Origin of the sequence: Rhodanobacter sp. K2T2 (assembly GCF_013408815.1) — a bacterium.
Classification (GTDB): Bacteria; Pseudomonadota; Gammaproteobacteria; order Xanthomonadales; family Rhodanobacteraceae; genus Rhodanobacter.
Window position 1 is genome coordinate 333,900 of the sequence record NZ_JACCCA010000004.1, and the last position, 24,226, is coordinate 358,125.

Consider the following 24,226-nt stretch of genomic DNA (forward strand, 5'->3'; position numbering starts at 1 on the left):
GAGCGCAGCAAAAACCAGGCCAGCGCAGAAACGCGATTCAGGTCGAGGCGGCGGGGCGCCGACGCTGCTGCATGCGTTCATCGATGTCGGCCTGCTCCTGACGCTGTTCGCTCTGCCGCTCGAGCGTGCGATAGCGGCCGACCACGCTGTCCAGAGCCTTTTCACGAGCATGCGCCTGCAGCCATTGCAGCCGTGTGGTTTCGGTCAGCTGCTGCTGCCGCTCCACTTCTCGGCGCTGCTGGACGATCGCCTGATCGATGCGCTCGACAAATTGTTGACGGTTGAGCAGCGCGCTGACCGTCAGACCGCCAGCACTGAGGCTGTATTCCTTGCGGTAGCGTTCCAGTTCGTCCAGCTGTTGTTGCACATAGGCCGACCGCTGCTGCTGTTCGGCAAGTCGCTGCAGGGCCTCCTGCTCGCGGCGTTCGGCCTGATCCACTGCCGGCTGCAATCGCTCCGACCGGGTCATGCCCTGACCTCGGCCACCAGTTCTTTCAACCGTTCCTGCGCCTCGCGTAGCGACATTGGCTCGTCGACTTCCTGCTGCAGAAAAGCCTGTATCCGGGGCCACAGGGCGATGGCCTGATCGACCTGCGGATCGGCGCCTTTCTGGTAGGCACCCACGGCGATCAGATCGCGCTGCTGGCGATACGCCGAGTACACCTGGCGGAAACGCTGCGCCGCGCGCATCTGCTCCTTGTCGATCACCGCCGGCATCACGCGGCTGATCGACGCCTCGATATCGATGGACGGGTAGTGACCTGCTTCGGCCAGATCGCGCGACAGCACGATATGGCCATCGAGAATGGCCCGCGCGGCGTCCGCGATCGGATCGTGGCGATGGTCGTCGCCTTCGGTCAGCACGGTATAGAAGGCGGTAATCGAACCGCGTCCTTCGGCGTCGTTGCCGGCGCGTTCGACGAGCGCCGGCATCAGCGCGAATACCGACGGCGGATAGCCCTTGGTCGCCGGCGGCTCGCCGATGGCCAGTGCGATCTCGCGCTGCGCCTGCGCATAGCGGGTGAGCGAATCCATCAGCAGCAGCACGCGCTGGCCACGATCGCGGAACCACTCGGCGATGGCGGTGGCGTATTGCGCGCCGCGCAGTCGCTTGAGCGGCGGCGCATCGGCCGGGGCCGCGACGATGACCGCACGCGCACGCCCTTCGTGGCCTAGCGTCTGCTCGACGAATTCCTTCACCTCGCGACCGCGCTCGCCGATCAGGCCGACGACGACGACGTCGGCATCGGTGTAGCGCGTCATCATGCCCAGCAGCGTCGATTTGCCGACGCCGGAGCCTGCGAACAGGCCCAGACGCTGACCGCGGCCGACAGTAAGCAGTGCATTGATCGCGCGCACGCCGGTATCCAGCGGCGTATCGATCGGTTTGCGCGACATCGGATTGATCGGCGCGCGCTTGAGCGCCGCATGCTCGTCGACCTCGACCGGGCCCAGGCCATCCAGCGGTACGCCATCGGCGCCGATGACCCGCCCCAGCAACGCCTCGCCCACCGGCAAACCGCCCGCGCGCGAACACGGACGCACGCGCGCATTCGGCAGCACGCCGTGCATCTCGCTTGCCGGCATCAACAGCAAACGCTCGTCGGTGAAGCCCACCACCTCGGTATCCAGCACCGTACCGTCCGCGGTATCGACCAGGCAACGCGAACCCAGCGCCGCTTCGCAACCTTCGGCTTCCAGGGTCAGCCCGACGACACGGCGCAGGCGGCCTTCAACGGTGAGCAGGGAACTGGCGGCTGCACGCTGGGCTCGTTTCGCCAGCTGCTGCTGCCAGCGGTGCCGGCGTGCTTCGAGCGACAGCGCCGGACTCAAGCGACCACCTCGTCGATACCATCGTCGACATCGTTGCCGAGCACCACGTCGATGACCGCCGCCAGACGCGTATCGACGCGCGCATCGAGCCGCGAGCGCTCGCTTTCCAGCATGCAGTCGCCACGGCTCAGCGTCGACCTGGCGCCCAGTTGCCACGTCGCCTCGGTCACGCCGAGTTCGCGCAACAACGTCAGGTCGTCGGGATGTACCCATACCCGCAGTTCGCGGGTGGCGGACGGCAGCGCCGCGGCCGCCTCGCGGACGGCCAGTTCGATCAGCGACGGATCGAGCTGCAATTCGCGCCCGACCACACGACGCGCCATCACCGTGGCAAGCCGCGCAAGCTCTTGTTCGGTGATGTCGTCCAGTGCATCGAGCGGACGGGCGGCCGCGGCACAAAGCGACTCGAGGCGCGCCAGCTGTTCGTCGATCTGCTGTTTGGCCGCGGCGCGGCCTTCGGCAAAACCGGCAGCGTAACCTTCCTCCCGCGCGACGCGCTCGATCTCCTCCAGTTCGACAACCGTCGGCTGCGGTGGCGGAGCCGGTGCGGCAAGCGCCGCGGGAACGATGCCGATTTGCGGCAGCACCCAGCGCTCGAAATCAGCCGCCTTGTCGCAGCCGACGACGCCGGCCATCAGACGAACTCATCGCCGTTGGCCACGAGACTGATCTGACCGGCGTCGGCCATTTTGCGTGCGATGGTGAGCACTTCTTTTTGTGCCGCATCGACTTCGCTGAGCTTGACCGGTCCCTTGACCTCGAGGTCGTCGCGCAGCATGTCGGCCGCACGCTTGGACATGTTGGCGAAGATCTTTTCGCGCACCGCCGGTTCGGCGCCTTTCAGCGCCGTCACCAGCCGGGCCGAGGGCACTTCGCGCAGCAGGGCCTGCATGCTCCGGTCGTCGAGATCGGCGAGATCTTCGAAGACGAACATCAACTCCTCGATACGGCCGACAAGCGTGGCGTCCTGACTGCGGATCGCCGCCATCAACTCCGTTTCGCGGCTCGTTTCCATGGCATTGAGGATATCCGCCGCTGCCTTCAGGCCACCAACGCTGGACGACTTCAGCTTGTTCGAGTTGCCGGAAAACTGACGCTCCATGATCTCGTCCAGCTCATTGAGCGCATGCGGCTGCACACCGTCGAGATTGGCAATGCGCATGACCGCGTCGCTACGCGTGCGCGTGGGCAGATAACCGATCACTTCGGCGGCCTGATCGGGCTCCAGATGAGCAAGCACCAGCGCAATGATCTGCGGATGTTCCATGCCGATCATTTCGGCAATGGCCCGACTTTCCATCCACTTCAGCGACTCCAGACCCTTGGCCGAACGACCCAGAAGAATACGGTCGATCAAACTGCCGGCCTTGGTTTCGCCCAGGGCACTGACCAGCATCTTGCGAATGTATTCCTCGGTGCCGATGCCCAGCGAGGTCTGCCGACCAATGTCATCGTTCAGACGGCCGAGCACGTTTTCGACCTGTTCGCGCGACACGTTCGTCAGCGTGGCCATCGCGCTGCCTACCGCCTGCACCTCGCGCGCACTGAGGTGCTTGAGAACTTCCGCCGCGTCCTGCTCACCCAGCGTGAGTAGAAGAATCGCGGCGCGCTGAGCGCCCCCAAGATCGATCGACTCAGCTGCCATCGTCGCCTACCCAGTTCATGACTACTTGCGCTACCTGTTTTGGATTTTCCTGGACCAACTTGCGGGCCTGGCCGATCTTCTGTTCGTAGGCCATCGACTGAATCTGCGGCGAGCTGATGCGCACAGGATCATCGCGCTCGTCCATGCGATCGTCATCGCCGATGCGCACCGAAACCGTGGGTAGCGGTCCGGCCAGCGCCGGTAGCGGTTCGGGCGCCCGCATCAGACCCTTGAGCAGGGGGCGCAGCAGGCCGAAGGCAATCAGCAGGGCGACAAGAATACCGGCGCCCTGCTTGATCAGATCCATCATGCCCGGGCGCTCCCAGAACGGCTGAACGAAGGGCGCCGCATCCGCCGGCGTCTCGGTAAATGCCTGATTGATCACGCTGACCGTGTCGCCGCGCTTCGCATCGAAACCGACGGCATTCTTGGCCAGGTCGGTGAGGTGCTGAAGATCCTGCGCTGCGAACGGCACGCTCTTGCCCTTGCCGTCGAGTGCCGCCTTGTTGTCGACCACCACGGCAACGGACAATCGCACCAGTCGGCCGGCGGGATCGCTGACGTGGCTGACGGTGCGGCCCAACTCGTAATTGCGCGTCGAACTCGACGAGGTTTCGCTGGGCGTGGAAGCCTGTGCAGTAGCTGCCGCGCCCGCCTTGGCATTGGCATTGGTGCCGGCATTGGGCTTGGCCGCGGTCGGCTGAGGTGCGCCATTGGGCGGCTGATTGCTCAACGCGCCAGCGATGGCGCCACCTGCGTCGTCGCGCTTCTGCTCGCTGCTGGTCTGCTCGCTGCGCACCGCCGGATTGGCGCTGTCGTAACTTTCGGTGGCTTTTTCGGTCTGGCTGAAATCGAGATCGGCATGCACCTGAGCGCGGACGCGCCCGGCGCCGACCAGCGGTGTAAGCAGCGTTTCGATGCGCTGCGCGTAGCTGTTCTCCATGCGCGTAGCCAGGCGTAGACGCATGTCGCCCACGGCGCCTGGGCTGTCTGGATCGCTTACGGTAAGCAGCGCGCCCTGCTGGTCGACCACCGATACCTGCGCCGGATCGAGATCGGGAACGCTGGCCGACACCAGATGCACGATCGCGGTTATCTGGCTGCTGTCGAGTTGGCGGCCGGGATAAAGCGTCAGCAGTACCGATGCGCTGGCCGGCCGGTTGTCGCGAATGAATGCCGAAGTCTTCGGCAAAGCCAGATGGACGCGTGCCGCTCGCACGAACTGCAAGCCGGCAATGGTGCTACCGAGATCGGTTTCGAGCATCTGCTGGTAACGCGTGCTTTCGGCAAGATCGCTCATGCCGAACGGCGAATCGCTGGCCGGCATGACGCCGCCAGCGGTGCTGCCCTGCGGCAACCCCTGGCCGGCCAATCGAATCCGCGTGTCGGCGATCGTTTCGGCAGGGACAGAGATAGAGGCGCCGTCGGCACCCAACTTGTAGGGCGTGTTGCTGGCCTGCAGCGCCTGCGTGACGCTGGACGCATCCTTCGGATCGAGCCCGGCGTAAAGCAGGGCATAGTTGGGACCACGAGACCACAGCACGATGGCCACGCCAAACGCCACGGCGGCAGCGACACCGAACAACAGCATGAGCAGCCGAGTCGCCGGGTTGCGCAGCAGGCTTTTCAGCGGGTCCAGGCGCGAGCCGTTTCCTGACGATGTGATGGCGTTGTCGGCCATGAATACTCTAATCGTGATGACGCATGAGCGTCAGGGGATGATCCGGAGTCAGACCGGCATGTTCATGATGTTGGTGTAGGCATCAGTAAGCTTGTTGCGCACTTGCACCAGGGCACGAAAAGAAAGATCGGCTTTCTGACCGGCAATGACGGTGCGTCCGATGTCCGACCCGGCGTCCCCGCGCTCGAACGCGTTGACCTGCGACTGCGCGGCGGACTGACTATCCGCCACGGCCGAAATCGACTGCTTGAGCAGCGAGCCGAAGTCGAGCCCGCCGACGCCGGCGACGGCGTTTCCTGCCGTCCCGATCGGCGTCTCCGATGCCATGGACGTCGCCTGACTGCCAAGCTGCCGCAGCTGCAGGAGAACGCTATTGACGTCAATTTGGCTCATGTCGGTTTTCCAACGCTAGACCGTGATTGAGAGTGTTAAAGCACAAGCCATGCCACGCGACGAAAGCGGGTTACGGCGCAAGCGCGTTGGCCTGCAAGCCGTATTTGCGCAACTTCTCTACCAGCGTCGTGCGCTGCATACGCAACAGTTTTGCCGCGCGCGCCACTACGCCATCGGTGACATCCAGTGCCTGCCTTATCAACCCCACTTCGATGTCCGCCAGATGGTCTTTGAGATCCACGCCTCCCTCAGGCAGCAGCATGTCGGTATCGGATGACATGCTGGAACTGGCCAATGCCGATGGCATGACCATGTCCACCCACGCCGTTGCGGCCATGCCACCGGCGTCTTCGGCGGACTGTGCGCCGCGATATTTTTCCGGCAGGTCGGCGGCACGCACTTCACTTTGCGGGTAGAGAATCGCCAACCGCTCCACCAGGTTCGAAAGCTCACGCACATTACCCGGCCAGCGATATTGGCGCAGCGCCTGCAGCGCGCTGCTACTGAAACGAACGCCGACCAGGCCTCGTCGCAAAAGCCGCTGATTGAATTCGGCGATCAGCATGGGCAGGTCTTCCAGATGCTGATGCAACGAAGGCATTTCCAGCGGAAAAACGCTTAGCCGATAATAGAGATCTTCCCGGAATCGCCCATCGACTATGGCCTGCTCGAGATTGCGATGCGTCGCCGCGATGATGCGAACGTTGGTACGCAGCGTACGCGTGCCGCCCACGCGCTCGTAAACCCGTTCCTGCAGGACGCGCAACAGCTTGACCTGCATGGGCAGGCTCATATCGCCGATCTCGTCCAGGAAAAGAGTGCCGCCCTCGGCCAGTTCGAAGCGTCCCTTGCGTGCGCTGATCGCGCCAGTGAAGGAGCCCTTTTCGTGGCCGAACAATTCGCTCTCGAGCAATTCGGCCGGAATGGCGCCGCAGTTGACTGCGATAAAGGGCTTGTCGCGACGCAGCGAGCAATCGTGGACGCTGCGTGCGGCCATTTCCTTGCCCGTACCGGATTCACCCAGCACCAGCACATTCGAGTCGAACGGTGCGACCTGGCGAATCAAGGCGTTGACCCTGCCCATCGCGGCCGATCCGCCCACCAGCAACTGGCTTGCCGGAGCCGGCACCAGCGGTTGGGACGTCTGCAAACTGCGAATAGCCTCCGACAGACGCTCATAGCGCAGCGGAAATTCCAACAATTCCATCCGCCCCGTAAAGCCCGCCCCCGGCGCGACCAGCGAAATGGTGTGCGGAACATCGGCGCAAACCAGCGCCAGCAGGCTGTCGCTGCGCTTTCGCAGCTCCCCCAGCGCGTGACGCCCTTCCTCTTCGTCAAGGAAACTACCGAGATAGATGAAGCGCCAGTCATCCTGCGCCAAATCAATCTCGCGAGCTGGATCCCACCGTTCCGCGTAGTAGCCCAGAAATTGCAATGCTGAAACGATACTGACGGCGCGTGCATCATCGCGCTCCATCACCAGAAAACTGCCTTTTTGCATAATCAAAAACCCGACTTCCATACCGCCGAACGAACACGGAACGATCCCGAACCGTGTTGCCCCCTAGAGCGTCAACGATCCATCGCGACACCTGCAAGGGTCTATCAGCAAGAACCAGGCCAAGATTTTTCTCGTCGGTTCAGCTCGACATGTGAAGAGGCGACATGAAGCTATCGACGATCGCAAAAAGACGGCGCATGAAGTGCCCATGGATCGGCGATGGGAACCCAAGCATAAGAGCGTCAAAGGAAATGCACAGAAACTTACAAAAGCGGCGGATAAAACAGTTGCGTCAAAATTTTTGCCACCAGACCCCGGATAAGTGATACCGGTCACATTTTTTAGGCCGCCAGGAATAGCGTTTTCACATCGCCGTGGCGCGGGCCTCTGCCACTTTTCGTCGGTGGTGACGAAAAACGAACCTTTCCAACCCATCCGCGACCATCTCACTGGGTTCAATGAAGGCGATATAGGCTGAACCGTCATCGAGCCGACAGTGCAACGATCCCGGCAGTTCGAGCGGTAAAGCACGGCAGGCGTCGAAATGCAGGCAGACCAATAGCAACTGTTCGGCCGCCGGCAATGCATCCTGCGGCACGACGATGCCGAGCGCGTTGAAACGGATGGTGCGCTGCGCCGGCAGCTGCGCGATCGGGATCAGCAGCCGATTGACCACTTCCATCAGGACGTTGATCTTGCTGTCCATGCGCAGCAGTTCCTGCATCAGCGGATTGTCGTCCTCGCTGCCGCCGTCCACCCGCCGCTCATCCAGCGACGCCAGCGCCCGCAGCACGTGCAGATTCCGCTCGTTGTAGCCCGCCAAAAGATCCGGGGAGCTATCCAGCGGCTCCACCTTCACATGCAAACTGCCCTCGTAGGCCATCCGCTGCGAGAATTCCTGCCATTTCGTGTCTTGCATCCACCCCTCCTGCCGCTGCCCATGAACCGACCCTGCTGCAACCGATCGAAAGGTGCATTGCTGCGGCGCAGGTTCTGACCGATGCGCATTCAGCGAATACCTTCCGTTCGTTATTCAGCCAGACGAGGCGATATATACGCTCAAGGCGTGATGGTTGTACTTATGCCGGCTCAGTTCACTTTCCAGCGTATCGCGCGCGGCATCCGCACGCTTCAGGAGATCTTCGTTGTGCTGGTGAAGCGTCGTCAGCAGTTCGCGGCTACGAGGGTCGTGACGCTGCTGCCGGATGCATGGCTGGCGCTCGGCGTCCAATTCGACCACCTGCTGCCACTGCCCGTCGGCGGCGGCGGCAAGCATTTGCAAGGTAATCTCCAACGCCCTTTGCAGCCCAGCGTATGCGATATCGCTCATCGAGATGCCACCGGCGTCGATGCCTGCTGAGCAAGAAAGTCGCTGCGAATGCTCTGCCATCCTTCGCGAATGGGCGCGATCAAGCGCTGACATTCATCCAGCGCCCCCAGGTCATCGTTCAGCTGCGCGAACAGCAGGCGACGAGTCACGTAGTCGTAGAGGCCATCGAGCCGACCGGTCAACGATGGCTCCACGGTGTGATCGAGGCTCTCCCGCAGCTCGGTCAGGATGGCGATGGCCTTGGAAAAGCTCTGGCCCTTGGCCGGTATGTCCCGATGCAGGATATGACCGCGTGCCTGATTGACCCGGTCCACCAGACCATCGAGCAGCATGCCGATCAGCTGGTGACGGTCGGCACCCTCGACGCTGCCTTGCGCGCTGGTCTGGCGATACAGCGAGCCTGCGCTTCGCATCATGGCGTAACTCATGGCGCTTCCTTAGAAAGTCAGTTCTTGCTGTTGCTGCTGGTACTGTTCAACGAAGCCAGCGACTGGGTCAGAAAGGTGCTGGTGTTGTTGAGCGAGGAAATCAGCGTATCGAGCGCCGTATACTGCGCCGTTAGCTGCTGCTGGTAGACCGCCATGCGCGCATTGAGCGCCGTCGTCAGCGATTGCTGATTGGTCAGGTCGGTGTTGAGGCCATTGATGCGGGTCTGCAGAATGCCATCGCTGCTCGTATAGCCGTTGATGGCGCTGCTGAGCTTGGTGGCGATGCCGTTCGTGCTGGCGAACAGATTCTGCACCGCGCTGGGATTGCTGAGGGCCGTCGCGAGCTTGTTGCTGTCTAGCGATATCGTACCGTCGGCATTGCGGGTAACGCCCAGATTGGCCAGCGATCCGATGCTGTTGTTGCCGACCGTGCCGCCCACGATGCCCGAAATCTGCCGCTGGATCGATGCCAGCGTGCTGTCGCCCAGCAGCACGCCGGCCGCGCCGGTGCTGGTGTCGTAGCTGCTCAGCGTACCGACCATGCTGGTATAGCTGTTGTATGCGCTGACCAGATCATTCACCGCGGAGCTGATCGGCGCGGTGTTCTGCGCGACGGTCAGCGTCGACGTGCCGGTAGCGGCCAGATTGATCGTCACGCCGGTCAAGGCGCCGCTGACCGCATTGGACGCGCTGCTGACCGCGACACCGTCGATGGTGAGCTTCGCATCGCTGGCCTCGTTGCTGCCGGGCGTATTGAGCGAATTGGCCAGGCTCGTCAGGCCGCTGCTGCTGGTGGCGTTGGCACTGATACTGAACCCGTTGGCCACGCCGGTCTTGGTCGAGGTCAACACCAGCTGCGACCCGTTCACGCCGACGACGACGCTGGCCGACACGCCGGGGTTGTTGGTAGCGTTGTTGATCGACGTCGCGATGCTGCTCAGGGTATCGGTCGACGACACCGCCAAGTTCAGCGTGTTGGCGCCAACCGTGATGTTCAGCGTGCCGCTGCCGACCGGCGTGGAACTGCTTTGCGCGCCGCTCAGCCGCTTCTGCGCGCTGGCCAGCGCGGAAACGTTGAGGTTGTAGGTGCCGGCCGTGGCATTGGGCAGCGTCGACGCCGTCCCCACGGTAGCGGTGCCGAGGCTGGCGCTATAGGTGCTGTAAGTCGTACTGGAGGTCAGCTCGGCCAAGGCCGATTGCAAGGCGCTCAAGGCCGTGCTCAGCCCGGTAAGACCGGCGATCTGGTTCTGGTCCTGCTGGGTCTGCGCGGCAATCTGCGCCTGCGGGCCGGCCTGTTTGGCGTTGACCAGCGCCGTGATGATCGCGGTCACGTTCAGCCCGGAACCGATACCGAGCGAACTGAGCAGGCCGGTACCGCTGATGCCACCGCTGGCGGCGCTTCCCGTAGCCGAAGTGGATGACGTCGAGGTACTCGACGTTACCGCGCTAAGCCCCGACCCGGTACTTGAGATGCTGCTCATGGAAGCCTCGCAAAATCGAACTCTGGTTCATTGCGGCGTTATTCGCCGTCATCACCAAGTAGCCGGAAAAAACCACGCCATGCGAAGTTTTTACCTGCCACTCGAGTGGGATTTCTGACGGAAATCGCACCGCCGGAACACCCCAAGCAAAAACCCGGCCATGGCGTCGCGCCATGGCCGGGTCACAGCTGTTACTGGAGCAGTTTCAGCACTTGCTGCGGCTGCGAATTGGCCGTGGCCAGCACCGAGATACCCGCCTGCTGAAGCACCTGAGCCTTGCTCAGATTGGCCGTTTCCTGGGCAAAGTTCGCGTCCTGAATCGAGCTTTGTGAGGATTGCAGGTTGGTCGACTGCGCACTCAGCGTGGAGATGGTGGACTGGAAGCGATTCTGGATCGCGCCCAGCGTGCTGGAGAAATTGCTCACCGTGGTCAGCGCGGCATCGACGCGCGAGATCAAGGCATTGGCATCGTCTACCGTAAGCACGTCGCCGCCCTGCAGCGAACCGCCTGCCGAGATGCTGTTGCCCGCGGTGTACGAGCCCGTGACGGTGGGCGAGTTCGCGCCACTGCCGGTGACGCCATTGAAGGTTGCCGAGGTCGTCAGGCTGCTGCCGGTGCCCGCAACCGATGAGGCAGACGCCGCACCGCCAGAGACTGCCAGCGTGCCGGAGGAAAAGATGTTGACGCCGCCACTGGCGTTCACGGCCGCACTGACGCCGGACAGTCCCGTCGCATTGATGGCATCGGCCACGTCCTGCGCGCTGCTTGCGGTACCGGACAATGTCACGGTGGCACCGTTGGCACCGGTGAGGCTGATGCTGGAAAGATCGAGCGTCGTCGCGTTGCCGGAGGCATCGACGAAATCGCCGCTCAGGCTGCCGGTGGACACTTCGGAAACCTTGCCGACCTGGCTGGTCGTTACGCCCTGGCCCAGATTTACGTCGATCGTCTGGCCCACGTTGGCGCCGATCTGGAAGGACAAGCTACCCGCCTGACCATTGAGCACGTTGGTGCCGTTGAAGCTGGTCTGGTTCGCGATGCGGGTGATTTCCGACAGGCGCTGCTGCACTTCGGTATTGATGGCGGCGCGATCGGACGCCTGATAGGTACCGTTGGCCGCCTGCACCGCCAGATCGCGGATGGCCTGCAGGTTGGAGGTGACCTGGGTCAGCGCCGAACCGGCCGTCTGGGCCAGGTTGATCGCGTCGCTGGCATTCGTGCTGGCCGTGGAGAGACCACCGATCTGGGTCTGAAAGCGGGTGGCGATGGCGAAGCCGGCCGCGTTGTCGGCGGCACTGTTGATCTGCAGGCCGGAAGAGAGGCGCTCGGTCGCTGTTGCCAGCGCGCTCTGCGACTTGTTGAGGTTGTTCTGCGCATTCAGCGAAGAGATATTGGTGTTGATGACCAGTGACATGATTGTCTCCTTGGGAACCGAAAGCCGGTTTGTCGAGTTGGACGCATTCCGGCGGGGTTTCCGGCAAAAACGGAGTACCAGCCGCCTCGGTAAGTTTTTCGGCATCCCCCGCAAATACTTTAGAGCCTGAGTTCGCGACAAGATGTCAAGCAGCAGATTTCAAGGCCGCCTGCGCTCTATTGATGGCATGGCTCAATAACGCCACTTTCTCGGCGTTGCCTCCTGGATCAATACCGTTATCGGCGAAACACGGCGCGGCTGGACCGCATCGCGGCATCCACGCCCAAGTGATTGGCATCATGTTTGCTCACGGTTTCGCATGCCCATGCCGATGCGACGGAAAACCGTCGCATCGGCATGGGTCCCGATACTGTCGACCAACCAAGGGAACGCCACGATGTCATCGATCGCCACGCGACAACCAGCGCAGGGCAGTGATTCATGCGAACGCATCATCGTGGCGTATCGGAAATGCCGCCAGTGAACGCACCCGGCAAGATTCCCTTATTGGTGGCGCAGCTACCCGACGCCGATGCATTGCTGCCCTATTTGCGACAGATCGATGCCAATCGCTGGTACACCAACTTCGGCCCACTGGTGGTGCAGCTCGAGCAGCGCTTCGCGGCAAGCTTTGCCTCGACGCCGACCGCGCCGACGGTCATTACCGCCGCCAGCGGCACCGCCGGCCTCGAACTCGTACTGGGGGCACTGGAACTGCCGCCCGGCTCCAGCGTGCTGCTGCCGGCGCTCACCTTCGTCGCCACCGCCACCGCCGTGATCCGTGCCGGCTATCGGCCGTTGATCGGCGACGTCGATGCATCGAGCTGGCTGCTGACGCCCGATACCGCCCGCGACTATGTCGCGAACCATCGCGTCGCCGCGGTAATGCCGGTGGCCACTTTCGGCAATCCCCAGGATGTCGACGCCTGGGATGCCTTTACGCTCGACACCGGCATACCCGTAGTGATCGATGCCGCCGGTGCCTACGGCAATCAACGCATCGGCCGACATTGCCATGTCGTGTTCAGCCTGCATGCCACCAAGGCGCTGGCCGCCGGCGAAGGCGGCCTGGTGGTGAGCTACGACCGGATACTGGCCGCGCGCGTGCGTCGCCTGAGCAATTTCGGGATCGACCTGGAACGCGGCAGCCAGGTGTTTGTCGCCGGCGAAAACGGCAAGCTCAGCGAATACCATGCCGCCGTGGCGCATGCCGCGCTGGATCAATGGCCGGTGATGGTCGAGCGGCGGCGCGCGGTGCAGTTCCGCTACCAGCGCATGCTGGATCATTATTGTCCCGATCTGCGCCTGCAGTGCCGGGCGGAAAACGGCATCTACCCGATCCTGGTGGTGCTGTTGCCGCCGGGCCAGCACGCGCGCGATCTGCAACCCGAACTGCTTTCGCGCGGCATAGAAACACGCCAATGGTATTGCCCTACGCTGGATCGGCACCCGGCATTCGTCGGGTGTGCCGCCGGGCCGCTGCCCATTGCGCACGAGCTGGCCGAACGTCTGCTCGGCCTGCCTTTCTTCGTGGATATCGACGAGGCGCAAATGCGGCGCGTGGCCAGCGGCATGGCCGAATCCATGCAAATGGCACACGCATGAGCCTGCTTGATACGACCACGCTCGGCCTGCATCAGCACGGCCGCAACGTGCGGATTTATTCCGGCGCAAAAATCATCGGCGCCGAATTCATCACCTTGGGCGACAACGTGATCATCGACGACTTTGTGATGATTTACGCCACGGCCCCGACGGTCATCGGCAGCCATGTGCACATCGCCTCGTTCTGCTCGCTGGTGGGGGGTGGCGAACTGCGCATAGGCGATTTCTGCGCGCTGTCCTCGGGCGTGCGGGTACTGACCGGCTCGGATGATTTCCTTGGCGGCGGCCTGACCAACTCGACGATTCCGGCACCGTTCCGGCATGTCTCGCGCTCGTATGTCCATGTCGGTCGTCACGCCATGATCGGCACCAACACCGTGCTGTTGCCCGGCACCCGCATCGGCGAAGGCACCGTGGTTGGCGCCGGCAGCCTGGTCAACCGCGATCTGGCGCCCTGGGGAATCTATGTCGGCAGCCCCGCGCGGCGCATCCGCGAGCGGCCGAGCGAGCAAATTCTGGCGCAGGAGGCGGCTTTGCAGGCCAGCCACCCTTTTCAATGCATCGCTTAAGCGCCTTGCATCATCTCATCACCATTGCAAAGAGCTGCCCATGAGCGGACCGCAACCGTCGATCCAGGAGATACAGCAGGCACAGCTGCTGCAGGCGCAACAGCGCATCGAATTGATGCAGCAATTCTTCAACGAGCATGGCCTGCGCGAAAAAACGTACCTGCGCCGCAACGACGCTGCCCGGCTCGAGCGGATTCGCACGAGCCCCGACTACGCCGCGGCGTATGCCGCGCAACCGCTGATCTCGATCATCGTGCCGACGTACAACCGCGCGAAGATCATCATCGAGCGCACCCTGCCCAGCGTGCTGCGCCAGGATTACCCGCACTGGGAACTGCTGATCGTCGCCGACCGCATGGACGAGGCGCAGGCGGCGATGCTGCGCGATGCCGCCGACAGCGATCCGCGCGTGCATTTTCACAATCTCAAACGACGCGGCAAGTATCCGTCGCTGAAAGGACCGATGTGGTACGTCGCCGGCACGAAACCGATGAACTTCGGCTTGCGCTGCGCGCGCGGCGCCTGGATCGCCCATCTCGACGACGATGACGAGTTCTTGCCCGAGCACCTGTCGAGCCTGTTGCACGCCGCGCAAACCCAGCGCAGTGAATGGGCGCACAGCAAAGTACGGTTTATCGACGACCTCGGCCGCGAGCAGGGTCTGGTCGGTAGCGAGATACCGGTACACGGCGTCATTTCGCGCATCGGCAGCCTTTATCACGCCGGTCTGAAGACGTTTCGCTACAACCCCGGTTGCTGGAAGTATTTCTATCCAGGCGACTGGGATCTGTGGGAGCGCCTGCTGCAAATGGGCGTCAGTCATACGCATGTGGCGCAGGCCACGGCGATCCACCACGGCGATTATTTCCGCAGTGACGTCGTCAATGGCCAGAATGAGCTGGCGATCAGCATCGTCCATCGCGCGCCTACGCCTACCGAAGCCTATCGTCAGTGGCTGCAACCGATGCGGTTGAGCCCCTTGCAGGTGTCGCTGCAAGAGGCGCGTCATGGACTGCGCAGCGTCCATGTGGTGGTGATCGATGCCAGCGGCGATATGCCCGGACTGCAGCGCAGCCTGTCCAGCCTGAGCGCGCAGCTGTATCAGCCGTGGGGCATAAGCGTGCTGTCGGTCGACAGCCCCGCCCTCGCCGATGGCGTATCGCTGCAACCTCTGCGCGATGACGGGATCGCCCAGCTCAACGAGCTGATACACGATACCGATGCCGAATGGCTGCTGCCGCTGTACGCCGGCGACGAGCTGGCCGAACACGCGCTGCTCCTGCTGGCCGATCGCATTGGCGCACAGTCGGAACTGGCCTGCTGCTATGTCGATGAAGATGTCTGGCAAGGCGATGGTTACGACCAGCCGCTGTTCAAACCCGATTTCAACCTCGACCTGTTGCGCAGTTACCCCTATATCGGCCGCACGCTGGCGATGAGCAGGCAGGCGCTGCTGGCACTGGGCGGCCTGAATCCGATCTTTGGGCCGCTTGCCCACTGTGACCTCGTCCTGCGGATCGTGGAGCGCTTCGACCTGGCCGCGGTCGGCCATATCGCCGAGGTGCTCTATCACGCCAGCCAGCCGTTCTCGCAATGGCTGGCCTCGCCCGAGGTAGGCAGGGAATCGGCCGCGGTGGTCAGTGCGCATCTGCAGCGGCTCAATATCGAGCACGACATGCTGCCAGGCGCGGCATCCGGCATGAATCGCGTACGCTATCTGCACGCGCGGCAGCCGATGGTTTCGATCATCGTCCCGACCCGCGACCAGCTGCCCATGCTCAACGGGCTGATCGACAGCCTGCTGGCCAAGACGAGCTACCCGAACTACGAGCTGTTGATCGTCGACAACGGCAGCGAGGAACCGGCCGCGTGCGCGTACCTGGACGGCATCGAGGGCTTGCGCAGCGAGCAGCTGCGGGTGCTGCGCTATCCGCATCCGTTCAATTATTCGGCCATCAACAATTTCGCCGCGGCGCAGGCGCGCGGTGAATACTTGATCCTCCTCAACAACGATACCGCGGTGCTGCACGAGGACTGGATCGAAGCGCTGCTCAACCATGCGCAGCGCCCCGAGGTGGGTATCGTCGGCGCCAAGCTGCACTATCCCGATGGCCGTATCCAGCACGCAGGCGTGGTGCTCGGTCTGCGCGGTCCGGCCGATCACCCGTTCATCGGCCAGCCGATGGATGCGCATGGCTACATGCACCGGCTGCAGGTCGACCAGAACTACACCGCCGTTACCGCCGCCTGCCTGATGGTGCGCAAGTCCATCTACGACGAGGTGGGCGGCCTGGACGAGCAGGATTTCAAAGTCTCCTACAACGATGTCGATTTCTGCCTGAAGGTGCATCAGGCCGGCCATCTCATCGTATGGACGCCGTATGCACGGTTGATGCACGAAGGCAGCGTGAGCCAGAACAAGGTCGACAAGACCGCGCAGGAGGCAAAACAGAAACGCTTCCAGGGCGAACAGAACGCGATGTATCGCAAGTGGCTGCCGCTGCTCGCGCGCGATCCCGCCTATAGCGTCAACCTGAGCATCGATGGCATCGGCTTCGAGTTGGAGCAGCAGCGCAGCACGGCGTGGCAACCGTTCGTGCAACCGCTGCTGCCACGCCTGTTCTGTGTGGCCGCCGACGAGACGGGCTGCGGCCACTACCGTGTCCGCCAGCCGTTCGACGCCATGCGGCGCGAGGGACTGGCCGAAGGCATCGTGGCCGCCGAGCATCTGCTGCCGGTGGCGATGGAGCGTTTCCAGCCGACGGCGCTGGTGCTGCAGCGGCAGGTCACCGATACGCAGATCAAACTGCTGGAAAATTATCGCGACTTTTCGCGCGCGTTCCGGATCTACGAGCTGGACGACTACCTGCCCAATATCCCGGTCAAGAGCGCGTTCCACAACATCATGCCGAAAGATGTGGTGAAGTCGCTTCGCCGGGCGATCGGCACGGTCGATCGTTTCATCGTATCGACCGCCGTGCTGGCCGAGCAGTTCAAGGGGTTTCATGCCGATATCCGCGTGGTGGAAAACCGGCTGCCGCCGCGGTGGTGGAGCGAGCTGAAAAATCGTCGACGGATCGGCGCTAAGCCGCGGGTAGGCTGGGGCGGTGGAGCGAGCCATCGCGGCGACCTGGAATTGATTGCCGATGTGGTGCGCGACTTGGCCAACGAGGTGGAATGGGTCTTTTTCGGGATGTGCCCGGACAAGCTTCGTCCCTATGTTCACGAATTCCACCCGGGCGTCCCCATCGGGGAGTACCCGGCCAAACTGGCCTCGCTCGATCTCGATCTCGCGCTGGCGCCGCTGGAAGACAACGTATTCAATGCCTGCAAGAGCAGTCTGCGCCTGCTCGAGTACGGCGCCTGCGGTTTTCCGGTCGTCTGCAGCGACATCGTCTGCTACGACAACGACCTGCCGGTGACGCGCGTGAAAAATCGCTACAAGGACTGGATGGCAGGCATCCGCATGCACCTGGACGACATGGACTCGACCGCCAGGGCCGGCGACGCCTTGCGCGATGCGGTGCACCGCGACTGGATGCTCGAGGGTCAGCACCTGGTCGACTGGCGCAATGCATGGCTGCCTGGCTGACAAACGACCACGCAGGCGGCCGCAATCATCACGGATGATGGCGGCTCAAGTATTTCCTGGTCCAGCCGAACTTTTGCCTTGTCGTTTAACTCGGAGTTCCAGGCAAATGCTCAATTTACAGGCCGTGCGCAGGCGCCAGGGCAATATGCGCGGAAAACTGGCCGCTATCGACAAGACACAAGCCGTCATCGAATTTCGGCCCGATGGCACGATCCGTCACGCCAATGAGCTGTTCCTCGCCACGATGGGCTACACGCTGCCGGAGATCGTGGGCAAACACCATCGGATTTTCGTCGATAGCGAATACGCGGCAAGCGCGGAATATGTGGAATTCTGGCAAAAATTGAACGAAGGCCGGCACGAAAAAGGGCTTTATCGACGCCGGCACAAGCAGGGGCAGGACGTCTGGCTGCAGTCGTCCTACAACCCCACATTCGATCGCCACGGGCGCATAACGAGCGTGGTGAAGTTCGCCACCGATGTCACCGTCGATCGCGTCATGGCGGCCGATATGGATGGACGTCTGCAAGCCATAGACCGCGCGCAGGGCGTCATCGAGTTTGCCCTGGACGGCACGATTCTGCATGCCAACGACAACTTCCTGCGCACGATGGGATACGACCTGGCCGACGTGGTCGGACAACATCATCGCCTTTTCGTGGATGCGACGGAAAGCCGCTCGCCGGCCTACCGGGAGTTCTGGGAGCGGCTGCGTCATGGCGTCCACGACGCCGCGGTGTATCGCAGGCTTGGCAAGAATGGCCGCGTGGTATGGATTCAGGCCACTTACAACCCGATTCTCGACGCCAGCGGCCGGCCCTTGAAAGTCATCAAATACGCGACCGACATTACGCCGCAGACGCTCGCCGCGCACACGCTGCAGGCCGAAGTGGTCGGACTGTCGACGACGGTTTTGAACAACGCGCAAAAAGCGGTTCAAGCCAACGATATGGCCAGCGGAGCTCGACAGGTGGCCGAGCACGGCAACACGGTCGTGCGCGATGTGATGCGCACCATGCAAACCATCGAGGAAAGCATGAAGTCGGTCAACGACATGGCCGAACTCATCGATTCGATATGCTTTCAGACCAATCTGCTTTCGCTCAATGCCGCCATCGAAGCGGCCCATGCAGGTACCCTTGGCAAAGGCTTTGCCGTGGTGGCCGACGAAGTGCGCAACCTGGCGAAACGAAGCAAGGAGGCCGCCAGCCACATTCACGCACTTATCGGTGCCGCCGGCGAACGCGTCAACGAAGGATCGGATCTGGTGGATTGCGCCGGCGACGCGATGACCGAGATCCTGGCATCCGTCTCGCAAGTCAGCGCCATTGTCGGCGACATACGCGAAAGCTCGCTGCTGCAATCAGCCGGCATACAACGCGTCAACACGGCGGTCGTCGCGTTGGAAGGCGTTTACGGCAGGCAATGACACGCCCATAGCCAAGGCGCCGCGCGACCGACGCTTTTCAAACAGTGTGCGGTGCTCAACCCTGGATGTAGTTGAACAGGCTCAGCGACTGGACTTTGGCGAATACCTGCTGCGAAGCCTGCAGGGCCGTCGACTGCAGCGAGAGGTTGCTGATAGCGGTCGCCATGTCGACGTTCTGCACATCGGACAGCGCGCTCTGGTAGGTCACGTTGAGGTTGGCGTAGCTGGTCTGCTGCTGTTGCAAGGTATCGAGACGGCCTCCGATCGACACCTGTGTCGTGGTGACGTTGTTCATCGCCTGGTTGAGCGACTCCAGCTGGCGATTGAGCGTGTTGTTCAAGGCGGTGGTGCTCGCACCGCTCTGCAACGCGTTGATCATGTTGTTGAGCGTGCTGAACACGTCCTGCGTGTTCTGCGCGCTGTCCGACGTCAGGCTGACCTTGTCGCCGGCAGCCGGTACGCCGCTCATGGTGATCGAGGCGCCGTTGACCTCGATGGAGTCGCCGTCCTGATAGGTGCCGGTAATCGGGTTGCCGCTGGCGTCGTTGACCGGATTGCCGCTGGCATCGGTAACGGCGTAGCTGCCGTTGGCACCGAAGGTAATGGTGTCGTTGACCGGCCCGGCCGCGCTGGCCGCGCTCCAATCGCTGGCGCTGCTGACACTGTTGGCGCCGACCACCAGCGTACCGGTATTGAATGCACTGGCGCTGGCCACGAAAGAGCCATTGCCTGCGGGGACATTCATGAATATCGCGCTTCCCGGATCGGCATTCGCCACCTGATCGCCCGCGCCAACCGCGCTGAAGGACTGCGCGTCGTTGCCGTTGTAAGTCACGCTGCCGCTGGCGTTGAGGGTAAATGCCGAGCTGGTGGTGCTGGTCCCGGCGAACAGGGCGGCGCCGTTGGCATCGGTGGTATTCGCCAACTGCACCATCGCATTACGGATTTGCACCAGCTGCGTGGCTATACCGTTGCGATCGCTGGCGCTCAACGCGCCGTTGATCGCCTGCAGGCCGAGGTCATTGGCGTTGTTGAGCAGGCTGGTGACCGAATCGAGCGCGTTGGCTTCGGTCGAGAGCCGCGTATTGGCACTGTCGATATTGCTCGAATACTGCGTGTTGTCGGCAAGAATATGTCCAAGTGTCACCACCTGTGCCGCGCCAGCAGGATCGTCGGAGGCCACACCGATGCGCTTGCCGCTGCTGACTTGATTCTGCGTATCCGCCAGCGCGCTCTGCTGACTGAGCATCGTGTTCAGCGACTGCTGGTACGTCCAGCTGGTAGAGATACGGATCATCGCGATTACGCCTGAATGGCCGTGATAAGACTGGAAAAGATCGACTGCGCCGTGGAAATCACCTGCGCCGATGCCTGATAGGCCTGCTGGAATTTCACCAGGTTGGCCGCCTCTTCATTGAGGTTGACGCCCGAGAGGCTCTGCTGATTACCCAGCGCCTGGTTGTACAGGCTGGTCTGCGTGGTCAGATCGGCATTCGCCTGGCTGCCTGCCGTGCCGATCTGCGTCGTGAGGTTGGCGTAACTCTGCACGATCGACGTCTTGCCGCCATTGAGAATGCCGACGTCGGCCAGACCGGCGAGCGCGAGCGCGTTGGTGCTGTCGTTGAGCCCGTTGGTATTCGCCGCCACGCTGAAGCTGTCGCCGCTGGCGGGCGTCCCACTCAGACTGAGGCTCCAGCCGTCCGCGCTGATCGGTTGTCCCGCTGCATAGGTACCCGACGTGGTATTGCCCTTGCCATCGGTAATGCTGTAGCTGTTGCCGGCGCCGAAAGTAATCTTGGCGCCGGCCAGCAGGTTGGCGTTGTTGGCATCGGTGACGCTGACGGCACCGGGCACGCCGGTACCCGTATTGGTTTTTGTCGCGGTGGCCGTCAGTGCGGCCGCAGCCGCCACGCCGTTCGGGTCGGTCAGGCTGACGGCCAGCGTGCTGGCGGCGTTGCGGGTCGGCTGAATTTCGTAGCTGTCGCCCACCTGCGCAGTGCCCGAGGTATTGAAGGTCAGCCCCGCGCCGGATAGCGAGCCATCGGCGTTGGCCGTCAACGACACGCTCTGGCCGCCGGTCGTGGCCAGGCTCCAGCCATTGGTGCCGGTACCTGCACCGGTATAGCGAAGCACGTAGTCCGAGCTGGTCAGCTGCGACACATCCGTCACCGACGCGGCAACAGTAGCGCCGCCGGAGGAGTTGCTGCTGGAAGGCAGCACGCCGGGGCTGCCGACGCTGAAAATCGCCTGACCCTGTTTACCGTTGAGATCCAGACCCTGTGCCTGTTGCTGATTGACACTGTCCGCCAGTGCCACGGCCGACTGGCCCAACTGATTCTGCGCCGCCACCAGCGTGGTGTCGCGATAGTTGATCAAGGCACCCAGCGAGCCGCCGCTGAGCTGCGAGGTAATGTCATTGCCCGCGCTGTCCACCACGTCCGTCGTGGTCGGATCGTACGGATTGCTCTTGGTCGACAGCGCATACGATTGCGTGCCGCTCACCAGGGTTTGCCCCGCCGAAGTGTAGATGCTGATCGAACCATTGCCCTCGGTCACCGCGGACGCGCCGGTCAAGCCCGTCAACTGCTGCACCAGAGTGTCGCGCTGGTCCAGCAGATCGTTCGGCGTACCGTTGATGCTGGCGACGGTGATCTGACCGTTGAGTGTGGCGATCTGCTGACTCACTGTATTGATGCTGGCAACGGCGTCGCCGATCTGGCTGTTGACCTGCGTGCGCTGTTGACTGAGCTGTTGACCAAGCGTGTTGTAAACCGTCGCCAACGACGAAGCATTGCCGAGCAGCGCCTGACGTGCCGCGCTAGACCCTGGCGAGCTGGCCACGCTGCTGAAACCGCCGTAAAACGTGTCCAGCGAACTCTGCAGGTTGCCGCTGTTGCTGAGCAGGCTGTTCAACGTGGTGGTCAGTCCGCTGGCGGTGGTGGCCGCCTGCAGGCTGGAATTGCTGCTCCAGAGCGCGCCGGTGAGGTATTGGCTGTAGGCGCGCTGCACGCCGACGACATCGACGCCGCTGCCGATCGTGTACTTGCCGTTGCTCGGCGCAATGCTCTCGACCTGCTGCACGCTTTGGCGGCTGTAACCGGTGGTGCCCGCATTGGCGATGTTGTTGCTCACGGTGCTCAATGCGACCTGCGCCGCATTCAATCCGGAGATGCCATTGCTGAGCATGTTCGACATCACGACTTCCCTCTAGAACCAAAATCTGTGGCGTACCGGCGCCCTGAAATGAACTCGTGACCTATCACGGTGTCGGCAACGGGACGGCTTTCTTGAGCGCATCGAGCGCCTGACGCATCATCGGACTGTTGGCGATCGATGCCACCTTCGACACATACCCTGGATCGGTCGCATAGCCGCCTTCAAGCAACGCCTGGGCGTATCCGACCACGTCGTCGCCGTGACCGCGAGCCTGCGCATAGCGTGGGTTGTTGTTGATCAGGTCGGCAAAATCGGCCAGCGAGTCGGCCGACGAGCGGTAACTGCGGAACTGTGCCTGCTTGCGCACAGCGACCCCGCCTTCGTATTCGAGTGTCGGCACGTTGACGCGTTCGCCATCCCAGCTGCTGCCGGCCTTGATGCCGAACAGATTGAAACTGCTGCTGCCGTCGGGATGCTTCGGCATGTGCTTGCCCCACTGCGTTTCCAGCGCGGCCTGGGCCAGTACGGTTCGCACCGAGAGGCCGAGCTGCTTGGCCACGATGCTGGCCTGCGGGGCGAGTTCGCGCACGAATTCCTCGGCGTCGGCCGGCAGCCACGAAAGCAGCGTACGTCCCGCCGAACGCGTCGCATCGGCCACTTCGTAAAGACGCTGACGCCAGCCATCGACGAGACCTGCCGCGGCCGGATCGCCCGGCGCGTGCGCTGCCTGCGCACTCTGCGCATCCTTGCCGCCGAGCTGACGCAGCAGCATGTCGGCGATGCCCAGACCCTTGCCGTGTTGGGAAAGATCGAGCGACAGCTGCTGATCGAACATGTCCCGCCACTCGTCGCCGGCCTGACTGTCGAACAGCGAATCGCCGAAGCTGGCCGCGCGCATCGACTTGAGCATCATCTGCGTGAAAATCGACTCGAACTGCTTGGCGACCGCCGGCAGGGTCGACTTGCTGTCGGTCTGCGCCTGCTGACGCAACGCATTGAACCCGGATAGATTGGTCCAAGTACTTAGCGTCTGCGCACCGACGTCGCCCGCGCCTGCCATCAGATCACCACCAGATCGGCATGCAGCGCTCCGGCCTGCTTCAGCGCTTCCAGAATCGATATCAGATCGCTCGGCGTCGCGCCGACCTGATTCACCGCGCGCACGATCGAATCGAGGCTGACGCCGGGGCCGAACTTGAACATGTGCGCGCCGTCTTCGCTGACGGATACGGTGCTGTTCGGCACGATCGCGGTCTGGCCGCCGCTCAAGGGATTGGGCTGACTGACCTGCGGCTGTTCGCTGATGCTGACCTGGATTGCACCGTGGGCGACGGCAGCCGCCGTCACCCGCACATCCGAGCCGATCACGACCGTGCCGGTGCGCGAATTGACCACCACCCGCGCCGGCGCATCGCCAGGCTGCACATCCAGGGATTCGATCGCGCCCAGCCAGGCCACGCGCTGACCCGGATCGAGCGGCCCACGCACGGCGACCGAGCCACCGTCCAGCGGATGCGCCGTACCTGCACCGTACGAGCGATTGATCGCCTCGGCGATACGCGCCGAGGTGGTGTAGTCCGACGTATTCAAGTTGAGAATCAGATCGCCGCCGCTGCCGAACGACGAGGCCACGCTGCGTTCCACCATCGCGCCGTTGGGTATGCGCCCGCTGGCGGAAATATTGATCTGCACGCTGGAACCGCTTTTACCCTGCGCGCTGACGCCGCCGACGACCACGCTGCCCTGCGCCATCGCATAGACGCCGCCGTCCGCGCCGCGCAGCGGCGTCATCAGCAGTTCGCCGCCGCGGATACTCTTGGCGTTGCCGATCGACGCCACCGTGATATCGATGGTCTGACCCGGCTTGGCGAACGGCGGCAGCTGGGCCGTGATCGTCACCGCCGCCACATTTTTCAGCTGCGGCTGTACCGTCGCCGGGACCGAGACACCGAACTGCTTGAGCATGTTCTCCAGGCTCTGCGTGGTGAATGGCGCCTGCGTGGTCTGATCGCCCGTGCCGTCCAGACCCACCACCAGCCCGTAGCCGATCAGCTGATTGCTGCGCACCCCGGCCACTTCGACCAGATCACGCACCTTGTCCGCATGCGCCAGCGGCGCGCAGAACAGCCCAAGCAGCAGGCCGGTGGCCATACTGATGCGAGCGGAGA

General features: G+C 62.9%; 20 protein-coding genes. 5 read left to right on the top strand and 15 right to left on the bottom strand.

Annotated elements, in window-relative coordinates; translation table 11 throughout:
- Nucleotides 1-37 precede the first annotated feature (37 nt).
- From fliJ to HDE78_RS09005, 8 genes are all read right to left on the bottom strand, one after another.
- The gene (gene fliJ, locus HDE78_RS08970; RefSeq protein WP_179478389.1) at nt 38-469 is read right to left on the bottom strand and encodes a flagellar export protein FliJ; all 432 of its coding nucleotides are present in this window, start codon (nt 467-469) and stop codon (nt 38-40) included.
- On the bottom strand, nt 466-1,833 hold the full coding sequence (fliI, locus tag HDE78_RS08975; protein WP_255457714.1) for a flagellar protein export ATPase FliI: 1,368 nt from the start codon (nt 1,831-1,833) through the stop codon (nt 466-468). Before fliI ends, fliJ begins: the two co-directional genes overlap by 4 nt.
- Complete coding sequence (locus HDE78_RS08980; RefSeq protein ID WP_179478391.1) at nt 1,830-2,468, bottom strand: flagellar assembly protein FliH; 639 nt, start codon at nt 2,466-2,468, stop codon at nt 1,830-1,832. Before HDE78_RS08980 ends, fliI begins: the two co-directional genes overlap by 4 nt.
- Nucleotides 2,468-3,478 (bottom strand): flagellar motor switch protein FliG, encoded by a 1,011-nt coding sequence (gene fliG / locus HDE78_RS08985; RefSeq protein ID WP_179478393.1) that lies wholly within the window; start codon nt 3,476-3,478, stop codon nt 2,468-2,470. Before fliG ends, HDE78_RS08980 begins: the two co-directional genes overlap by 1 nt.
- Entirely contained in the window at nt 3,468-5,159 is a 1,692-nt protein-coding gene (gene fliF / locus HDE78_RS08990) for a flagellar basal-body MS-ring/collar protein FliF (protein WP_179478395.1), read from the bottom strand. Before fliF ends, fliG begins: the two co-directional genes overlap by 11 nt.
- A gap of 48 nt (nt 5,160-5,207) precedes the next feature.
- A complete protein-coding gene (gene fliE / locus HDE78_RS08995; RefSeq protein ID WP_255457715.1) occupies nt 5,208-5,486 on the bottom strand; it encodes a flagellar hook-basal body complex protein FliE in 279 nt (92 codons plus the stop codon).
- A 136-nt stretch (nt 5,487-5,622) separates the two neighbouring features.
- Nucleotides 5,623-7,053, bottom strand: coding sequence for a sigma-54 dependent transcriptional regulator (locus HDE78_RS09000; RefSeq protein ID WP_179478526.1), 1,431 nt, complete (start codon nt 7,051-7,053; stop codon nt 5,623-5,625).
- Between the two features lie 364 nt (nt 7,054-7,417).
- Nucleotides 7,418-7,972, bottom strand: coding sequence for a PilZ domain-containing protein (locus tag HDE78_RS09005; protein WP_179478399.1), 555 nt, complete (start codon nt 7,970-7,972; stop codon nt 7,418-7,420).
- A gap of 81 nt (nt 7,973-8,053) precedes the next feature.
- On the opposite strand from HDE78_RS09005, the gene HDE78_RS21055 reads away from it, so the two are divergent.
- A complete protein-coding gene (locus tag HDE78_RS21055; RefSeq protein ID WP_255457716.1) occupies nt 8,054-8,413 on the top strand; it encodes a hypothetical protein in 360 nt (119 codons plus the stop codon).
- On the opposite strand, the gene fliS is transcribed toward HDE78_RS21055, so the two are convergent.
- The 3 genes from fliS to HDE78_RS09025 form a co-directional block, all read right to left on the bottom strand.
- Complete coding sequence (gene fliS, locus HDE78_RS09015) at nt 8,380-8,811, bottom strand: flagellar export chaperone FliS (RefSeq protein ID WP_179478403.1); 432 nt, start codon at nt 8,809-8,811, stop codon at nt 8,380-8,382. The two genes, HDE78_RS21055 and fliS, sit on opposite strands and share 34 nt — an antisense overlap.
- A gap of 17 nt (nt 8,812-8,828) precedes the next feature.
- Nucleotides 8,829-10,292 carry a flagellar filament capping protein FliD gene (fliD, locus tag HDE78_RS09020; RefSeq protein WP_179478405.1) on the bottom strand — a complete coding sequence of 488 codons (1,464 nt, stop codon included), beginning with the start codon at nt 10,290-10,292 and terminating at the stop codon, nt 8,829-8,831.
- A gap of 191 nt (nt 10,293-10,483) precedes the next feature.
- The gene (locus HDE78_RS09025; protein WP_179478407.1) at nt 10,484-11,707 is read right to left on the bottom strand and encodes a flagellin; all 1,224 of its coding nucleotides are present in this window, start codon (nt 11,705-11,707) and stop codon (nt 10,484-10,486) included.
- Nucleotides 11,708-12,148: 441 nt separating this feature from the next.
- Between HDE78_RS09025 and HDE78_RS09030 the strand changes: the two genes are divergently transcribed.
- From HDE78_RS09030 to HDE78_RS09045, 4 genes are all read left to right on the top strand, one after another.
- Nucleotides 12,149-13,312, top strand: a complete 1,164-nt coding sequence (locus HDE78_RS09030; protein ID WP_218862181.1) for a DegT/DnrJ/EryC1/StrS family aminotransferase — start codon at nt 12,149-12,151, stop codon at nt 13,310-13,312.
- Nucleotides 13,309-13,881, top strand: a complete 573-nt coding sequence (locus HDE78_RS09035) for an acyltransferase (protein ID WP_179478411.1) — start codon at nt 13,309-13,311, stop codon at nt 13,879-13,881. Before HDE78_RS09030 ends, HDE78_RS09035 begins: the two co-directional genes overlap by 4 nt.
- 40 nt (nt 13,882-13,921) lie before the next feature.
- Nucleotides 13,922-17,473 carry a glycosyltransferase gene (locus HDE78_RS09040; RefSeq protein WP_179478413.1) on the top strand — a complete coding sequence of 1,184 codons (3,552 nt, stop codon included), beginning with the start codon at nt 13,922-13,924 and terminating at the stop codon, nt 17,471-17,473.
- Between the two features lie 106 nt (nt 17,474-17,579).
- On the top strand, nt 17,580-18,902 hold the full coding sequence (locus tag HDE78_RS09045) for a methyl-accepting chemotaxis protein (protein ID WP_179478422.1): 1,323 nt from the start codon (nt 17,580-17,582) through the stop codon (nt 18,900-18,902).
- Nucleotides 18,903-18,957: 55 nt separating this feature from the next.
- Here the strand turns inward: HDE78_RS09045 and flgL are convergent, their stop codons facing one another.
- From flgL to HDE78_RS09065, 4 genes are all read right to left on the bottom strand, one after another.
- Nucleotides 18,958-20,199 (bottom strand): flagellar hook-associated protein FlgL, encoded by a 1,242-nt coding sequence (gene flgL, locus HDE78_RS09050; protein WP_218862183.1) that lies wholly within the window; start codon nt 20,197-20,199, stop codon nt 18,958-18,960.
- Between the two features lie 5 nt (nt 20,200-20,204).
- On the bottom strand, nt 20,205-22,097 hold the full coding sequence (gene flgK / locus HDE78_RS09055; protein ID WP_179478424.1) for a flagellar hook-associated protein FlgK: 1,893 nt from the start codon (nt 22,095-22,097) through the stop codon (nt 20,205-20,207).
- A 64-nt stretch (nt 22,098-22,161) separates the two neighbouring features.
- Complete coding sequence (gene flgJ / locus HDE78_RS09060) at nt 22,162-23,118, bottom strand: flagellar assembly peptidoglycan hydrolase FlgJ (protein ID WP_179478426.1); 957 nt, start codon at nt 23,116-23,118, stop codon at nt 22,162-22,164.
- A complete protein-coding gene (locus tag HDE78_RS09065) occupies nt 23,118-24,209 on the bottom strand; it encodes a flagellar basal body P-ring protein FlgI (protein WP_179478532.1) in 1,092 nt (363 codons plus the stop codon). The genes flgJ and HDE78_RS09065 overlap by 1 nt, the downstream gene beginning before the upstream one ends.
- Between the last annotated feature and the right edge of the window lie 17 nt (nt 24,210-24,226).

Excerpts from the sequence above, each read along its gene's own strand:
- fliJ (WP_179478389.1), bottom strand. The coding sequence starts at position 469 with ATGACCCGGTCGGAGCGATTGCAGCCGGCAGTGGATCAGGCCGAACGC.
- HDE78_RS08980 (WP_179478391.1), bottom strand. The coding sequence starts at position 2,468 with ATGGCCGGCGTCGTCGGCTGCGACAAGGCGGCTGATTTCGAGCGCTGG.
- fliG (WP_179478393.1), bottom strand. The coding sequence starts at position 3,478 with ATGGCAGCTGAGTCGATCGATCTTGGGGGCGCTCAGCGCGCCGCGATT.
- fliF (WP_179478395.1), bottom strand. The coding sequence starts at position 5,159 with ATGGCCGACAACGCCATCACATCGTCAGGAAACGGCTCGCGCCTGGAC.
- fliE (WP_255457715.1), bottom strand. The coding sequence starts at position 5,486 with ATGGCATCGGAGACGCCGATCGGGACGGCAGGAAACGCCGTCGCCGGC.
- HDE78_RS09000 (WP_179478526.1), bottom strand. The coding sequence starts at position 7,053 with ATGCAAAAAGGCAGTTTTCTGGTGATGGAGCGCGATGATGCACGCGCC.
- HDE78_RS09005 (WP_179478399.1), bottom strand. The coding sequence starts at position 7,972 with ATGCAAGACACGAAATGGCAGGAATTCTCGCAGCGGATGGCCTACGAG.
- HDE78_RS21055 (WP_255457716.1), top strand. The coding sequence starts at position 8,054 with ATGCGCATTCAGCGAATACCTTCCGTTCGTTATTCAGCCAGACGAGGC.
- fliS (WP_179478403.1), bottom strand. The coding sequence starts at position 8,811 with ATGAGTTACGCCATGATGCGAAGCGCAGGCTCGCTGTATCGCCAGACC.
- fliD (WP_179478405.1), bottom strand. The coding sequence starts at position 10,292 with ATGAGCAGCATCTCAAGTACCGGGTCGGGGCTTAGCGCGGTAACGTCG.
- HDE78_RS09025 (WP_179478407.1), bottom strand. The coding sequence starts at position 11,707 with ATGTCACTGGTCATCAACACCAATATCTCTTCGCTGAATGCGCAGAAC.
- HDE78_RS09030 (WP_218862181.1), top strand. The coding sequence starts at position 12,149 with ATGCGAACGCATCATCGTGGCGTATCGGAAATGCCGCCAGTGAACGCA.
- HDE78_RS09035 (WP_179478411.1), top strand. The coding sequence starts at position 13,309 with ATGAGCCTGCTTGATACGACCACGCTCGGCCTGCATCAGCACGGCCGC.
- HDE78_RS09040 (WP_179478413.1), top strand. The coding sequence starts at position 13,922 with ATGAGCGGACCGCAACCGTCGATCCAGGAGATACAGCAGGCACAGCTG.
- HDE78_RS09045 (WP_179478422.1), top strand. The coding sequence starts at position 17,580 with ATGCTCAATTTACAGGCCGTGCGCAGGCGCCAGGGCAATATGCGCGGA.
- flgL (WP_218862183.1), bottom strand. The coding sequence starts at position 20,199 with ATGATCCGTATCTCTACCAGCTGGACGTACCAGCAGTCGCTGAACACG.
- flgK (WP_179478424.1), bottom strand. The coding sequence starts at position 22,097 with ATGTCGAACATGCTCAGCAATGGCATCTCCGGATTGAATGCGGCGCAG.
- flgJ (WP_179478426.1), bottom strand. The coding sequence starts at position 23,118 with ATGGCAGGCGCGGGCGACGTCGGTGCGCAGACGCTAAGTACTTGGACC.
- HDE78_RS09065 (WP_179478532.1), bottom strand. The coding sequence starts at position 24,209 with ATGGCCACCGGCCTGCTGCTTGGGCTGTTCTGCGCGCCGCTGGCGCAT.